General features: G+C 50.9%; 13 protein-coding genes. 6 read left to right on the forward strand and 7 right to left on the reverse strand.

Translation table 11 applies throughout. From position 1 onward, the window contains the following. Nucleotides 1-3: 3 nt before the first annotated feature. Together gatA and gatC are read right to left on the reverse strand one after the other, a co-directional pair. Nucleotides 4-1,455, reverse strand: a complete 1,452-nt coding sequence (gene gatA, locus ACXAF9_RS07955; RefSeq protein WP_475072605.1) for an Asp-tRNA(Asn)/Glu-tRNA(Gln) amidotransferase subunit GatA — start codon at nt 1,453-1,455, stop codon at nt 4-6. A 65-nt stretch (nt 1,456-1,520) separates the two neighbouring features. Further along, entirely contained in the window at nt 1,521-1,808 is a 288-nt protein-coding gene (gene gatC, locus ACXAF9_RS07960; RefSeq protein WP_475072608.1) for an Asp-tRNA(Asn)/Glu-tRNA(Gln) amidotransferase subunit GatC, read from the reverse strand. A gap of 140 nt (nt 1,809-1,948) precedes the next feature. Between gatC and ACXAF9_RS07965 the strand changes: the two genes are divergently transcribed. From ACXAF9_RS07965 to ACXAF9_RS07990, 6 genes are all read left to right on the forward strand, one after another. Further along, a complete protein-coding gene (locus tag ACXAF9_RS07965; RefSeq protein WP_475072610.1) occupies nt 1,949-2,986 on the forward strand; it encodes a rod shape-determining protein in 1,038 nt (345 codons plus the stop codon). A gap of 37 nt (nt 2,987-3,023) precedes the next feature. After that, nucleotides 3,024-3,911, forward strand: coding sequence for a rod shape-determining protein MreC (mreC, locus tag ACXAF9_RS07970; RefSeq protein ID WP_475072613.1), 888 nt, complete (start codon nt 3,024-3,026; stop codon nt 3,909-3,911). Continuing rightward, complete coding sequence (gene mreD / locus ACXAF9_RS07975; protein ID WP_475072617.1) at nt 3,904-4,392, forward strand: rod shape-determining protein MreD; 489 nt, start codon at nt 3,904-3,906, stop codon at nt 4,390-4,392. Before mreC ends, mreD begins: the two co-directional genes overlap by 8 nt. 82 nt (nt 4,393-4,474) lie before the next feature. Further along, on the forward strand, nt 4,475-5,053 hold the full coding sequence (locus tag ACXAF9_RS07980) for a Maf family protein (RefSeq protein WP_475072619.1): 579 nt from the start codon (nt 4,475-4,477) through the stop codon (nt 5,051-5,053). A gap of 71 nt (nt 5,054-5,124) precedes the next feature. Next, nucleotides 5,125-6,591, forward strand: coding sequence for a ribonuclease G (rng, locus tag ACXAF9_RS07985; RefSeq protein WP_475072928.1), 1,467 nt, complete (start codon nt 5,125-5,127; stop codon nt 6,589-6,591). A 21-nt stretch (nt 6,592-6,612) separates the two neighbouring features. Beyond that, complete coding sequence (locus tag ACXAF9_RS07990; RefSeq protein ID WP_475072623.1) at nt 6,613-10,482, forward strand: YhdP family phospholipid transporter; 3,870 nt, start codon at nt 6,613-6,615, stop codon at nt 10,480-10,482. Here ACXAF9_RS07990 and yjgA read toward each other — a convergent pair. The 5 genes from yjgA to ptsN all read right to left on the reverse strand — a co-directional run bounded on the left by yjgA (nt 10,479) and on the right by ptsN (nt 14,131). Further along, nucleotides 10,479-11,012 carry a ribosome biogenesis factor YjgA gene (yjgA, locus tag ACXAF9_RS07995; protein WP_475072627.1) on the reverse strand — a complete coding sequence of 178 codons (534 nt, stop codon included), beginning with the start codon at nt 11,010-11,012 and terminating at the stop codon, nt 10,479-10,481. The two genes, ACXAF9_RS07990 and yjgA, sit on opposite strands and share 4 nt — an antisense overlap. Nucleotides 11,013-11,018: 6 nt before the next feature. Next, complete coding sequence (gene mgtE, locus ACXAF9_RS08000; protein ID WP_475072632.1) at nt 11,019-12,371, reverse strand: magnesium transporter; 1,353 nt, start codon at nt 12,369-12,371, stop codon at nt 11,019-11,021. A 133-nt stretch (nt 12,372-12,504) separates the two neighbouring features. Then, entirely contained in the window at nt 12,505-12,774 is a 270-nt protein-coding gene (locus ACXAF9_RS08005; RefSeq protein WP_475072636.1) for an HPr family phosphocarrier protein, read from the reverse strand. Between the two features lie 19 nt (nt 12,775-12,793). Then, nucleotides 12,794-13,666: an RNase adapter RapZ gene (gene rapZ, locus ACXAF9_RS08010; protein ID WP_475072638.1), complete on the reverse strand. Its 873-nt coding sequence runs from the start codon at nt 13,664-13,666 to the stop codon at nt 12,794-12,796. Between the two features lie 3 nt (nt 13,667-13,669). Beyond that, on the reverse strand, nt 13,670-14,131 hold the full coding sequence (gene ptsN / locus ACXAF9_RS08015) for a PTS IIA-like nitrogen regulatory protein PtsN (RefSeq protein ID WP_475072639.1): 462 nt from the start codon (nt 14,129-14,131) through the stop codon (nt 13,670-13,672). Between the last annotated feature and the right edge of the window lie 16 nt (nt 14,132-14,147).

Below are 14,147 nucleotides of genomic sequence, written 5' to 3' on the forward strand. Positions count from 1 at the left end.
CCCTTATTGCGCTTTTGGCAAGTGTGTATGCCAATCGGTGGCTTGCTGGAACATGTGAGCCACGTTCAGCAATTTCGCTTCGGCAAAATAGTTACCGATCACCTGTAGACCGACAGGCATCCCTTGGCTAAAGCCACATGGGATCGACATGCCCGGAAGTCCGGCAAGGTTGAGGGAGAGGGTGAAGATATCTTCCGTGTACATCTCGACAGGGTCAGATGTTTTTTCGCCCAGCTTAAAGGCGGTTGTTGGTGTTGTTGGCCCCATGATTACATCGACGTCGGATAAAACGCGGACAAAGTCCTGCTGGATTAATCGGCGGATCTGTTGTGCTTTTTTGTAGTACGCATCGTAGAAACCTTCAGACAGCGCATAAGTACCGACCATGATTCGGCGCTTCACTTCGGTACCAAAGCCTTCGCCACGCGAGCGCTTGTACATATCTTCCAGGTCTTTTGGTTCATCACAACGGTGGCCGTAACGAACCCCATCAAAGCGAGACAGGTTTGAAGAAGCTTCTGATGGCGCGATGATGTAGTACGCAGGCACAGACAAAGCGGTGTTAGGCAGGCTCACTTCTTTGACGGTTGCGCCCATCGCTTCAAATTCGCGAACAGCGTTTTGGACAAGCGTCGCAATCTCAGGGTTAAGCTGCTCTGAGAAAAACTCTTTCGGAAGCCCGATTTTTAAACCCGCTAGCGGCGCATTCAAAGAGGCAGTGTAATCTTCGACAACGGCGTCTGCGCTGGTGGAGTCACGAGGGTCAAGACCGGCCATAACGTTCAGCATCAATGCGCAGTCTTCGGCGGTGTGCGCCATAGGACCACCCTGATCAAGCGATGATGCGTAAGCGATCATACCGTAACGCGAAACACGTCCGTAGGTTGGCTTAAGGCCTGTGAGGTTACAAAACGCCGAAGGTTGGCGAATCGAACCACCGGTATCGGTGCCCGTTGCGGCTGGGGTTAATCCGGCTGCAATCGCTGCTGCGGAACCGCCAGATGATCCACCTGGAACACGGTCGGTATCCCATGGGTTTTTGCATGCCCCATAGAAACTGGATTCGTTGGATGAACCCATCGCGAACTCATCCATGTTGGTTTTACCTAGGCTCACAACACCCGCGGCATTGAACTTTTCGACAACCGTAGCATCGTAGGGTGACACAAAGTTATCCAGCATTTTGGAGCCAGCACTGGTTTTGACACCCTGCGTGCAGAAAATATCTTTGTGAGCGATGGGAACGCCGGTCAATGGACCTGCATTGCCCGCTTGGCGAGTGTCGTCAGCCGCTTTAGCTTGTGCTAACGCCTGCTCATCGGTCACAGAGATGAAACTGTTGTAGTGCTTATCTTCGGCATGAATTTTGTCGAGATAAGTTTGGGTCAGCTCAACACTGCTGAACTCCCCTTGTTCAAGTCCCTTGGATAACTGGGAAAGAGTTTTATTTAGCATGAAATCAAATCCTGAAACGCTGTATCTGTTGAAATCACAGAGCCTGCTTGAATCAAAGAGAGTACTTACTCGATTACTTTTGGAACCAAGAATAGGCCGTTTTCAACGGCAGGTGAGGCCGCTTGGAGCGCCTCGCGCTGATTGGACTCAGTGATCTCGTCGGCACGAAGGCACTGAACGGCGTCCAGTGGATGTGCCAGCGGTTCAACGTCATCGGTGTTGACCGACTGCATCTGATCAACAAGACCTAAAATGTTACTTAAATCAGAGGCATAGTCCGAAACATGGGCATCATCGATGCTTAAACGCGCAAGATGCGCAATTTTTTCAACGTCGGTTTTGTTTAAAGCCATGGTGTTCTCGTAGCTGCTCAAAGGCTAAAAAGGGGTAACTTAACATATTTGTTTCTTGCCCTAAATCCCTGCCATTGCTAGAGTTACGCTTTTTCAAAATACACCGGCTACACCCTAACTCTGTAAGGTTTCCTTTCATCATGTTTAAGAAAATTCGCGGCCTGTTCTCCAGTGATCTATCGATTGACTTGGGTACCGCTAATACGCTGATTTTTGTCCGGGACAAAGATATCGTCCTGAATGAGCCCTCTGTTGTTGCCATTCGCCAGACCGGTAACCAAAAATCCGTCGCCGCTGTGGGTGCTGATGCAAAACGTATGCTGGGTCGTACTCCGGGTAACATCACTGCGATCCGCCCGATGAAAGACGGTGTTATTGCTGATTTCCATGTGACTGAAAAGATGCTCCAGTACTTTATCTCTAAAGTACACGATAACAGCTTTTTGTCACCAAGCCCTCGTGTATTGGTATGCGTACCTTGCAAATCAACGCAGGTAGAGCGTCGTGCCATTAAAGAGTCTGCTTTGGGCGCCGGTGCTCGCGAAGTGTATTTGATTGAAGAGCCAATGGCGGCTGCGATTGGTGCAGGTCTTCCGGTTGAGGAAGCCAGCGGTTCGATGGTCGTGGATATCGGTGGTGGTACCACTGAAATCGCGGTTATCTCCCTGAACGGTATTGTTTACGCCGAGTCAGTACGCGTCGGTGGTGACCGTTTTGATGAGGCGATCGTCACCTATGTGCGCCGTAACTACGGTAGCCTGATTGGTGAAGCGACGGCCGAGCGTATCAAACAAGAGATCGGTACCGCTTACCCAAGCAACGAAGTACTGGAAATTGACGTGCGTGGTCGTAACTTAGCAGAAGGTATCCCTCGCTCGTTCACTTTGAACTCAAACGAAATCCTAGAAGCCCTTCAAGAGCCTCTATCGTCGATTGTTCAGGCCGTGAAAAGTGCTTTGGAGCAATGCCCACCGGAATTGGCTTCGGATATCGCAGAGCGCGGTATCGTATTGACCGGCGGTGGCTCAATGCTGCGTAACATTGATCGCTTGATCAGTGAAGAAACCGGCCTTCCTGTAATTTTGGCAGAAGATCCACTGACCTGCGTAGCGCGCGGTGGTGGTCGAGCTCTGGAACTTCTGGATAAACACGCGTTCGAATTGCTAACGTTTGAATAAGCCTAGGTCTTTGGACCAAGGACCGTAGTGCCTATCCATGAAACCAATATTTAAAGGCGGTATTCCCCGCCTTTTTTTCCTCATATTAGTGGTCGCGTCCATCTCCTTTATGGTGATGGACAGTGGCGATTCTAAAGCCGTTGATGCTAAACGTGCTCTGTCTTTGGTGTTGACGCCCATTCAATGGTTGGTCGATTTACCGTCGCGCGTGGCTGATGATGTCTCCGATGTCTTGGTCAGTCGCAGTACTCTGGTAAAAGAAAACACTCAGCTTCGAACCAAAGTGATCCGTTTGGATCAGCAAGTGAAGCAGATGTCATCGTTAACGGCTGAGAATATTCGTCTTCGCGAACTGTTAAATGGCCGAGAGCGGATCCCCAACGAAGTCCAGCTTGCGGAGTTGATTGGTGTTAATCCCGATCCATTCCAGCACCAGGTGCTTCTGGGTAAAGGCTCGGAAGATGGCGTCTACATCGGACAGCCGGTATTGGATGCCGGTGGTGTTTTGGGGCAGGTCGTTGAAACCTCCCATTACACGTGTCGTGTTATGTTGATCACAGATGCTCGTCATGCTTTGCCTGTTGAGATCATCCGAAACGGTTTTCGCTCCATCGCCTTAGGTAAAGGTGTGATGGGCGAGTTAGAGCTTGAACATGTGCCCGATACCGCCGATGTGCGTGAAGGTGATCTTTTGGTGACCTCCGGTTTGGGTGGGCGATTTCCGTATGGGTATCCTGTTGCTCAGATTGTCAGTGTGGTGCGCGACCCAGGTCAGCCGTTTGCTATCGTAAAAGCCGTGCCATCGGCACGATTGGATAAGAGCCGCCATCTTTTGTTGGTCGAGCCGTTAGATGTCCCTGAGCGGGAACCAGTTGCTCCGGAAAGCGAAGCTCAAGTGTCGTTGGATGTTGCGAACGATGGCTGATCGACACTCAGGTGGCTTACTGATTGTTCTTGGAACGCTGATCATCGGGTTTATTCTCAGCCAGATGCCTCTGCCCGGTATGTTGGTGTGGTGGCGACCCGAATGGGTGGCCATGATTGTGATCTATTGGGTCATGGCGCTTCCGCATCGTTTTGGTATCGGCATGGCGTGGAGTTCAGGTTTAGTGCTCGATATCCTAAAAGGCAGTTTGATGGGGATGAACGCGTTGTCCCTAACCATTGTGGCCTTTATCACACTGATTCTTCATAAGCGCCTTCGTATGTACCCGCTTTGGCAACAAGCGATGATGGTGTTGGTGTTGGTGGGTATTAACCAACTGATCTTCCACTGGATTCAATCGATTGCAGGTACAACCGGCGAAAGCCTGATCTTTTTATTGCCGGCTGTTGTCAGTGCACTGCTGTGGCCTTGGGTCTTCGTGGTGCTGCGCGGCATTCGCCGTACGTTTCACGTTCAATAACTCTAGGTGCTTTCATCTTAAGTTCGGTGTTTCGGTACCTTAATGATAAGCGCTGTAAATCTAATTCATTTCGGAGTGATCAATGCCTCGTGTGATTCTTGCCTCCGCCTCCCCAAGACGAAAAGAACTGCTTAACCAGATTGGCGTTGACTGCCAAACACATCCTGTGGATATCGATGAGTCGGTTTTAGCGAATGAGTCGGCCAGTCTATACGTAGAGCGCTTAGCGCGAGAAAAAGCTCAAGCGGGCTTTGATCGGTGTGGGGATAAAGACTCTGTTGTGATCGGTTCTGATACCAGCGTTGTGGTTGACGGCGATATATTGGGTAAACCTCTGAATCAAGCCGATGCCATTCAAACCTTATTGCGTTTATCGAATCGAACTCACCAAGTAATGACTGGTATCGCCATCGCCACATCCGATGGGGTAAAGAGTCAGGTGGTGACTACCGATGTGACTTTTAAAGCGTTATCCGAAGAGGTATGCGAGCGCTATTGGGCCACTGGCGAACCTGTGGATAAAGCCGGAAGTTACGGTATTCAGGGTAAGGCAGCGGTCTTTGTCACGGGCATCTCCGGGAGCTATTCATCTGTTGTGGGTTTGCCGTTGTGTGAGACGGCGGACCTGCTGGAATCGGTAGGTGTTCATCTTTGGAGTTGAGTCCCAGGTCATAAACAGAAATAATGCAATCTGAATCAATGAAGTAGAAGGGACAGCCTGTGGCAACGAGTATTGGTGAAGAGATCCTGATCAATTTTACGCCGATGGAAACCCGCGTTGCGATTATCGAAAACGGGATGCCACAGGAGATCTATGTCGAGCGTACCGCCAAACGCGGTATTGTTGGCAACATCTATAAAGGCAAAGTGGTTCGGGTTTTACCGGGGATGCAAGCGGCCTTTGTTGAGATCGGTCTTGAGCGTGCGGCCTTTATCCATGTTGAAGATGTGTTGTCGCAGAACATGCCTGCGGAAGAGCGCTCCTCGATTACTATCTCTCAAGCGTTGCGTGAAGGGCAGTCACTCGTTGTTCAAGTCACCAAAGACCCGATTGGCACCAAGGGCGCACGCCTAACGACACACCTCTCGATCCCATCTCGCTACCTCGTGTATATGCCGGAAAGCACTCATATTGGTGTGTCCCAACGCATTGAAGATATTCAAGAGCGCGACCGTCTGCGTGCGCTATTAGTCAGCTGCCTGGATGAGGAAGAGAAAGAAGACGCCGGTTACATACTTCGTACCGTCGCCGAAGGCGCATCCGATGCTGAATTGATTGCTGATGTGAAGTTTTTGAAGCGTCTTTGGAAAGCGATCGAGCGTAAGATCGAAACCGCGACAGTCCCTTCAATCGTGTACGAAGACCTGCCCTTAAACATGCGTGCATTGCGCGACATGGCCCACAGTGGCATCGAGCGTATCCGTATAGACTCACGCGAAACCTACACCAAAGCTCAAGAGTTTACCGAGGCTTTGGTGCCGGAGATCGGTGATAAGCTCGAATATTACCCCGGCGAGCGCCCTATTTTTGATCTTTATAACGTTGAAGAGGAGATGCAGCGAGCGCTGGGCCGAAAGGTCGAGTTGAAATCAGGTGGCTATCTGATTTTTGACCAGACCGAAGCGATGACAACGGTAGACGTGAACACTGGCGCCTTTGTAGGGCACCGAAACCTTGAAGAGACCATCTTTAAAACCAACCTCGAGGCGGCTACGGCCATTGGCCGGCAGCTTAGACTTCGAAATCTAGGTGGCATCATCATCATCGACTTCATCGATATGGAGCTTGAAGAGCATCAGCGTCAGGTATTAAGAACGCTGGAGCGCATGCTGGAACGCGATCACGCCAAGTGCAAAGTCACCGGTGTATCGGAGTTAGGTTTGGTCGAGATGACGCGTAAGCGCACCCGCGAAAGCCTAGAGCACATTTTGTGTGAGCCGTGTAACCAGTGCCAAGGCCGAGGGTCGGTGAAAACCCCTGAAACCGTGTGCTATGAGATCTTTCGTGAGATCTTACGTCAGCATCGTGCGTATGACACCGAAACCTATATGGTCCTTGCCTCACAACGCGTGGTGGAATACCTCACCGATGATGCGTCGGATCATGTGGCGGAACTTGAAGCCTTTATTAATAAGGCGATTCGCTTCCAAATTGAACCGCTCTACAGCCCAGAGCAGTTTGACGTCGTTTTGCGTTAATCACCGGAAGGTTACAAGGACGTGGCTCGCTTTAAACGGATCTTAACACGCACGCTTTGGGCGCTCGGTTGGAGTGCGCTTACCCTGTTGGTATTGGTGCGTGTGGGCTGGTATCAAGTGTCCAACCTTGAGCCTGGTTGGCGACCACTTATTGAAAATCGATTGGGTGGAACGCTCAAGCTGGATGGCTTATCCACAAGGTGGCACGGCGCGATGCCGATCATCGAATTTGATCGATTGGTGTGGCAAAGCGAAACAGCATCGCTCCAAGCAATACATCTGGATGCGTCCTTATTTGAGCTGGATTTGATCACGTCGCTTCGTGACTTGGCTCCACGGTTTCAACGCCTAGAGAGCGAGCGCATTGCGGTATCGGTGCAGCAAGGCCGCGCTTTTCCAGAAAATGCCTCATCCGGTGATGGTCTCTCTTCGCCGCTGTCCCTTGAGCCGCTCTTTCAGGTATTGCATCACCCAAAGCATGTTCGTATTGGGTCCATTGAGGCAAGCTTTACAGATCAGTCTGATCGTACCTATCAGTTTTTAACTCGAGCGCTTTCGTGGAATAACACCGCGGCAAAGCATGTTAGCCACATAGATGGGTATATAACTTTTCCTGATCAATCCCAATCGGACGTAAGCCTTTCGCTGGATGGGCAGTTTGAGCACGCGGCGTTCACGGTGTTTGCTAAGCTGAATCGCTTAAAAGTTGCGCCTGAGCCATTCGTTTCGCTGTTGAATGTTCCGGATGGGCAAACACCTGAGGCGAATGTGTCTCTTTGGTTGACCCAAGTTGAAAAGGGAGAGATCAAGCTCGATACTCAGATACAGATGAGCGCGGGTGATACGCCGTTATTGAGTGCCTCTTTGCAAGGCTTTTGGCTTCAGAGCGAAATCGATGCTCTGTTGTACGATGGGCGGCTAACGCCTAAAGGTGCCACTGCGCCGATTACGCTACCAACGACACAGCTAGCCCTTGAGGTAACACGCGCATTTCCGTTACTGAGTCTGTCTATGGATCATTTGGACCTCTCGGTTGTCAGTCAGTCCATCTTGTCCCTGCCAAATCTTCCTGAAGATGCGCATAAAGCCCTCTCGATGTTGGACCCTTCGGGTACCATCCATAACCTAGTGGTTCGCTGGCCAGAAGGTGCAAAAGCGCTCGCTTTTGAGGCGTCGGGCGACTTAGACAATGTTGCGTTGGATGAGTACTTTGGCTCGCCAGTGGTCTCTGGCGTGAACGGCCGACTGACCCTCACTAAGGATCATGGTGCGGTTGATTTGATCACAGAAGATTTCTCGATGGGCTTCCCAGGCCTTTTTGAGAACAGCTGGGGCTTTCAGAAAGCACAGGGTAAGGTGTATTGGAGCATTGACCGCTTACCGGGAATGGATCAGCCTGTGGTTACAGTAAACAGCGGGCTTCTTAAAATCTCCGATGACAACGTGAAAGCTCAAGGGCGTTTCCGTTTATTTGTGCCGGTGGAGCGGGCCTACCAAAGTGACCTGACCTTAATGATCGGTATGGATCATGGGGATGGCGTGCTCGCCAGTGATTTTGTGCCGCCCAAAGAGGCCGGTGAAGAGTTACACGCGTGGCTTAAAAAAGCGGTTAAGGGCGGAGTGGTTCGCTCGGGTCAGTTGTTGTTGCGTGTGGATACGCGCTCCTTGGAAGACCGAAGCCCACCGACGGTCCAGTTATATTTGGATGTCGATAAAGGCCAGCTGCACTTCTTGGAGGGATGGCCGGATGTCAACGATGCCCGTTTGACCCTGTGGCTGGATCAAGAAGGCCTACGCATCAATGCCCCTAAAGCGCGACTGCTCGATAGCGATGGAAGGGTAGAGGTCAGTGCTGATGCGCAGTTTACTCAGTTGAATGTTCATACTTCGCTGTCGGGTGTGGCAAGCAATATTCAGAAAATCTTAGAAACTCCTCAAATTCAATCCGAAATTGGCGATGGCCTTAACCAGTGGCGTCTGAAAGGTAAGCACGCCACGGATGTGAAGGTTGTCGTTAACCTTCGGGATGCCAATAAGCTGCCAAAGGTGAATGTCAGTTCGGCACTGACAAACGCGAACTTTAGCGATGTGACAGGTTCGTTGGTGTTTGATCGGATCAATGGTCAGCTTGCCTTCTCGACGGAGAAGGGGCTTTCGGCGGATCAAATATCGGGTCGTTTTCTTGGCAATTTGCTGAAAGGGCAGATTCGAACGGTCAAAGCGACCAGCGAGCAGCCGACCCTCACTCGTGTCTCCATGAGTGGCCCGATGGAGATTGAGGCGCTTCGAAAATGGAGCGGCTATGACTTTTTATCGGGTGCTGAGGGTAAAGCGCAAGTCAATGGCCGTATGGATATCTGCTCAGGCTCGCCTGAGTGTAACAAGCTGGTGGTCTCTTCAAACTTAAAAGGGGTGGCTTTGAACCTCCCGGCCCCATGGGGTAAGCAGGCGGACACCGAGGGGAAGATGGAGTTGGTCGCTCAGCTTGGTATTGAAGACCCGGTGTGGCGTTTTAATCTTAATGATCAGATTCGCGGTGTGATCAAGCAGCTTGGACCATCACAAGCGATCAAGGTGAATTTAAACGGCAAAAGACCGGTAGAGAGCAAAACGCCCGGGGTTCAAGTTGAGGGTGAGATTGCCCAGTTGGATGTCGATCCCCTGATTGGCTGGCTTGATAACAGCGGTTGGTTAGGTGATGAAGAAAACTCAGCGGCAAGCCAGGATAAGGTGGCCGACGCCTCACAAGGCAATGAAGCGAATCCGGACCTCCCGGTTAATGTAACCTTATCCGCCGATCAAATCGTCTGGGGGGACTTTGCGCTTAAGCATGTGGATCTGGTCTTTAACCAAAAGTCCGGAAAAACCACCTTAGGCCTAATGAGCCCGATGGTTACAGGGCAGGTTCGCTGGCCTGAAACGCAGGATGGGGCGTATCAGGTAAAATTGAATCAACTTAGGGTCAGTGAGCAAACGGCATCGGATGCACCAAAGCAGAACGAAGCGGACAGCACGGCCGCGGCTGCTCTAGATACCGCAACTTGGCCAAAAGTGAATCTGATCATTGATTCGTTGACGGTTGGGGATAAAACCTTTGGCGCGTGGCGAGCCAACCTTTCGCCGAATGCTCAAGGGTTTGAAATTAATGACATTGAAGGACGCCTTGCGGATTTGGTCATCAATGGGCGTGCGGGTTGGCAGGCCAATCAAGCGCAAGGGGCAAACTCTTATCTGACGTTAAATGCAGATGGCCGATACTTAGGCAAAGCCATGAAACAACTGGGTTACGGTGGGGTACTTGAGTCGGAACAAACTCGTATTATGGGGCGTTTTAATTGGCCGGGTTATTTGTGGGATTTTAAATCCGGTGTGTTATCCGGTCAGTTTGATTTTGATCTGCAAAACGGTCGTCTGATTGAAAGCGGCAACACCGCCAACGTGTTGCGTATTTTTGGTATTTTGAATCTGAATACGATCGCTCGCCGATTACGTTTAAACTTTAATGATCTGGTTGAAAAGGGTGTGGCGTTCGATCAGCTAACAGCGCGTTTTGCGCTGAATAACGGCGTTGCTTCGACTCGGGAGCCGTTGACCCTCAAAGGCCCTTCTGCGGATATTACCTTGATGGGGGATATCAACTTAAAAGAGCAGTCGATCGATAGTCAGATGGATGTGGTGTTGCCGTTGACGGGCAATCTGCCTATCGCAGCCTTACTGCTGGGTGCTCCTCAAGTTGCCGGCGCCGTGTTCATCATTGATAAACTGATCGGCGATAAACTTGAGAAGGTAACAACGCTGCGTTATGAGTTGAAAGGCCCGTTAGACGAGCCTGAAATCAACGTATTGAAAGGTCAGCAAGAGAAAGCGCCAGACCCTTTAAACGATCTTTAAAGTTTGCTTTCTTCGAGGGAACGCAAATATTTAAACAGTTTGCGTGCAGAGGCGGGCGGTTTGTTTTGTTGCGTTTCGCGTTGGGCGTTGCGGATCAGCTGACGCAAATGTTGAATATCCACTTCTGGGTACTCGTTCATCAACAGATCAAACATACCAGGCTCATCGGCCAACAGGCGGTCACGCCATTTTTCCAGCTTGTGGAAAACTTGGTTATGCACATCGGACGTTGTATCGAAACGATCCAACATGTTTTGAATCGCTTCCCCATCTTCGTGACGCATCAGTTTGCCAATGTACTGCATCTGACGTTTAAGGGCATTACGCGACGTTAAACGTTTTGCTTCGGTGATGGCGGCGAGAAGCGTTTCATCAATGGGCATTTTATTGAGCTGGTCGGGTTTTAGGTCGATCAGCTTCTTACCCAAATCCTGCAGTGCTTCAACCTCACGTTTGCGTTGTGAGCGACTGACGTAACCGTCGTCCTCTTCTTCTTCACGAGGCAGATCATCAAACAGGTTGTCATTCATAGGTCGTTATCCGTAGAAATAGGTCGCAAGCCCAAGGAACGCAAAAAAGCCCACAACATCGGTGATGGTTGTCAGCAGTACGCTACCAGCCAAGGCTGGATCGATGCCCCAAGCTTTCAAAATCAAAGGCAGTAGGGTACCTGCGAGTGCCCCGGCAATCAAATTAATCACGATCGCAAGGCCAATAATAAGACCGATGGTCTGATCCTGGAACCACAGCACCGATACTGCCGCGACAATGATCGCCCAAAGCAGGCCGTTCAGCATCCCTACCAAGAGCTCACGGTTCAGCAGCCAAGCCGCATTGGAGCGCTCAACGTGCCCTAAGGCCTGGCCACGTATGACCAGTGTGAGCGTTTGGCTACCGGCAATACCCCCCATGGAGGCAACAATGGGCATTAATACGGCTAAAGCGACCACCTTGTCGATGGTGTCTTGAAAAATACCGATGACGGTGGAGGCAAGCAGAGCTGTAATCAAATTGATGCCCAACCAGACTGCGCGACGGCGTGTGGTTTTCATCAATGGCGCAAACGTGTCTTCGTCTTCATCCAGACCCGCCATGCTCATCAAGGAGTGGTCGGCATCTTCACGGATAACGTCGACCACGTCATCGATGGTGATACGCCCAAGCAGTTTGCCTTCTTTGTTTACGACAGGTGCCGATACAAGGTCATGCTTTTCAAACAAGGAGGCTACCTCGTCATCGGGCATATCGGCCGGAATCGGTGTGACATCCGTGACCATGATTTCGCGGATCATCATATCCGGGTCCGAAACCAATAAGCGCGTCAGTGGTAAGGTGCCAATGTAAGAGTTTTTCTTCCGGCTGACGACAAATAGGCTGTCGGTCATCTCCGGAATTTCGTTGTGACGACGTATGTATCGAAGGCAGGTCTCAACCGAAATATCTGGACGAATGGTCACCGTATCGGTGTTCATCAAGCCGCCGGCAGTATCTTCAGGGTACGAGAGGATCTCTTCAAGGCGCGAGCGGTTTTGCTCGTCCATGACTTGCAGCAGCTCGCGGGTGATGCGATCGGGCAGTTGTTGCAGTACGTCGGCAACATCGTCCGTATCCAGTGTTTCTGTAATCGCCAGCAGGCGATCGGCATCCATCGTACTTAGAATGTCGGCTTGGATGTCATCGCTTAAGTACTGAAGCACCTTACCTTCGTTTTCGGGGTGGATAAGGTTCCAGAGGATTTGGCGCTCTTTGGGCGGCGATTTCTCGAGTAAGTGCGCGACCTCTACAGGACGCATCGAGTTATTCAGCGTAAAACGAACCTGCTGAAAAGCACCGGATTCCAGAGCCGAAGAAAGCGTTGAGTGAGCTGAGTTGTCTTCACGGGTCGTCATAGAAGCGTGGTACCTCAGAACAGGCGACACAAAGCCGCGTAAATAGGGCGCTGATGAATATGGCGGCTAGTATAGCGAAAAGTAATGACCGGTAAAGCGTCAATCAGGCAGGTGTTGCATGATTGAAACGAAGTCACTCTTCCTCATCAAATCGGTTATTAATCAGGGATTCAATGGCGCTCATCGCCTCACCCTGATCGTCACCAGAGATGCGCACCGTTAACTCGGTGCCCTTGCTGGCGGCCAGCATCATCACAGACATAATGCTTTTGCCATCGACCTCACGACCATCTTTAATCAGGTACACATCCGACGAAAAGCGCGTTGTGGTACCGATCAGTTTTGCTGCCGCGCGGGCGTGCAGTCCCAACTTGTTGATGATTGTGATGTTCTTTTCCAGCATCTCTTTATTATTTCCGGAATTAATGGGTGTTTTTCGATGTGCTTAGCTCGCGATGGCGAACGTTTACATTGTCGTTAGAGTGCACAAAGTGTGCAGTTAATCGCTCGGCTAAATAAACAGAGCGGTGCTGTCCACCGGTACAACCAATGCCTACGGTGACGTAGCTTCGGTTGTTGTCTGCAAAGTGGGGCAGCCAACGTTCCATGTAGCTTTTGATATCCTCAAACATGGACTCTACCAAGGCATCGCCTTCTAAAAAGTCGATGACCGATTGATCCAGGCCGGAGTAGCGGCGCAGCTCCGATACCCAGTAAGGATTAGGTAATACCCTGACATCAAACACCATGTCAACATCCATCGGTACACCGTGCTTAAATCCGAACGATTCAAACTGCAGTGAGAGCGCTTGGGTTTTTCGATCGGCTATGCGCAGTTTGATCAGATCACGCAGGTCATACAGTGACATATGCGATGTATCGATTTTGAGATCCGCGATCTCTGCGATGGGCTCTAGAAGCGCTTCTTCGTATTCAATGGCCTCGGACAGGCCGCGATTCTTGGTCGACATAGGGTGGCGTCGACGGGTCGAGCTGTAGCGTTTGATCAGCGTCTCTTGCGCGCAACCAATGAACAGAAGTTCGGCTTGGATGTTGGAGCGCGATTTGAAGTCTTGCCAAATCTCCGGCAGCTTTTCGAGGTTGCTGGTCAGATTTCGAGCGTCCACGCACACTGCGATCTTTTTCATTGTCGCCTCCTCTTCGAGGTGGCGAATCAAATCAGGGATCAGTAGTGCAGGTAGATTATCAATGCAATAAAAACCGATGTCTTCAAGAGCCTGAAGGGCAGAACTCTTACCCGATCCTGATAGGCCGCTGATGATCACCAGTTTCATGCTTTAGGTTCCAAATACAGTTTGAGCGATGCGCAGTAAATCTTCGTCGGACTGCGCGCTTCTAAGTTGGGCTCGGCAGCTTTCTTGGCTGAAGGATTCGGCCAGTTTGGCCAAGGTGTCTAGGTGTTCGTCACACGCCTCTTCAGGGACCAGTAAAAAGAACAACAGGTCGACGGGGCGTTGGTCGATGGCGTCAAAATCGATGGGTTCGCTTAGGGTAAATAAAGCCCCCATAGCGGTATCGATTCCGGCAAGACGGCAGTGGGGAATGGCAACGCCCTCCCCAATACCGGTACTGCCCAATCTCTCTCGTCCGATGAGTCCAGTGAATACAGCATCCTGATCAACCTCTTCACCGGCTGATTCTGCAATCAACTTGCTGGCGGTTTCTAATACGCGCTTTTTGCTAATGCCTTCTACGGCGTGAAGCGTTCTTGAAGGTGAAAGCAATGAGAGTATGGGCATAAGTGATGTAACGCCT

Source organism: Neptunomonas sp. ABH4_499, assembly GCF_056160565.1.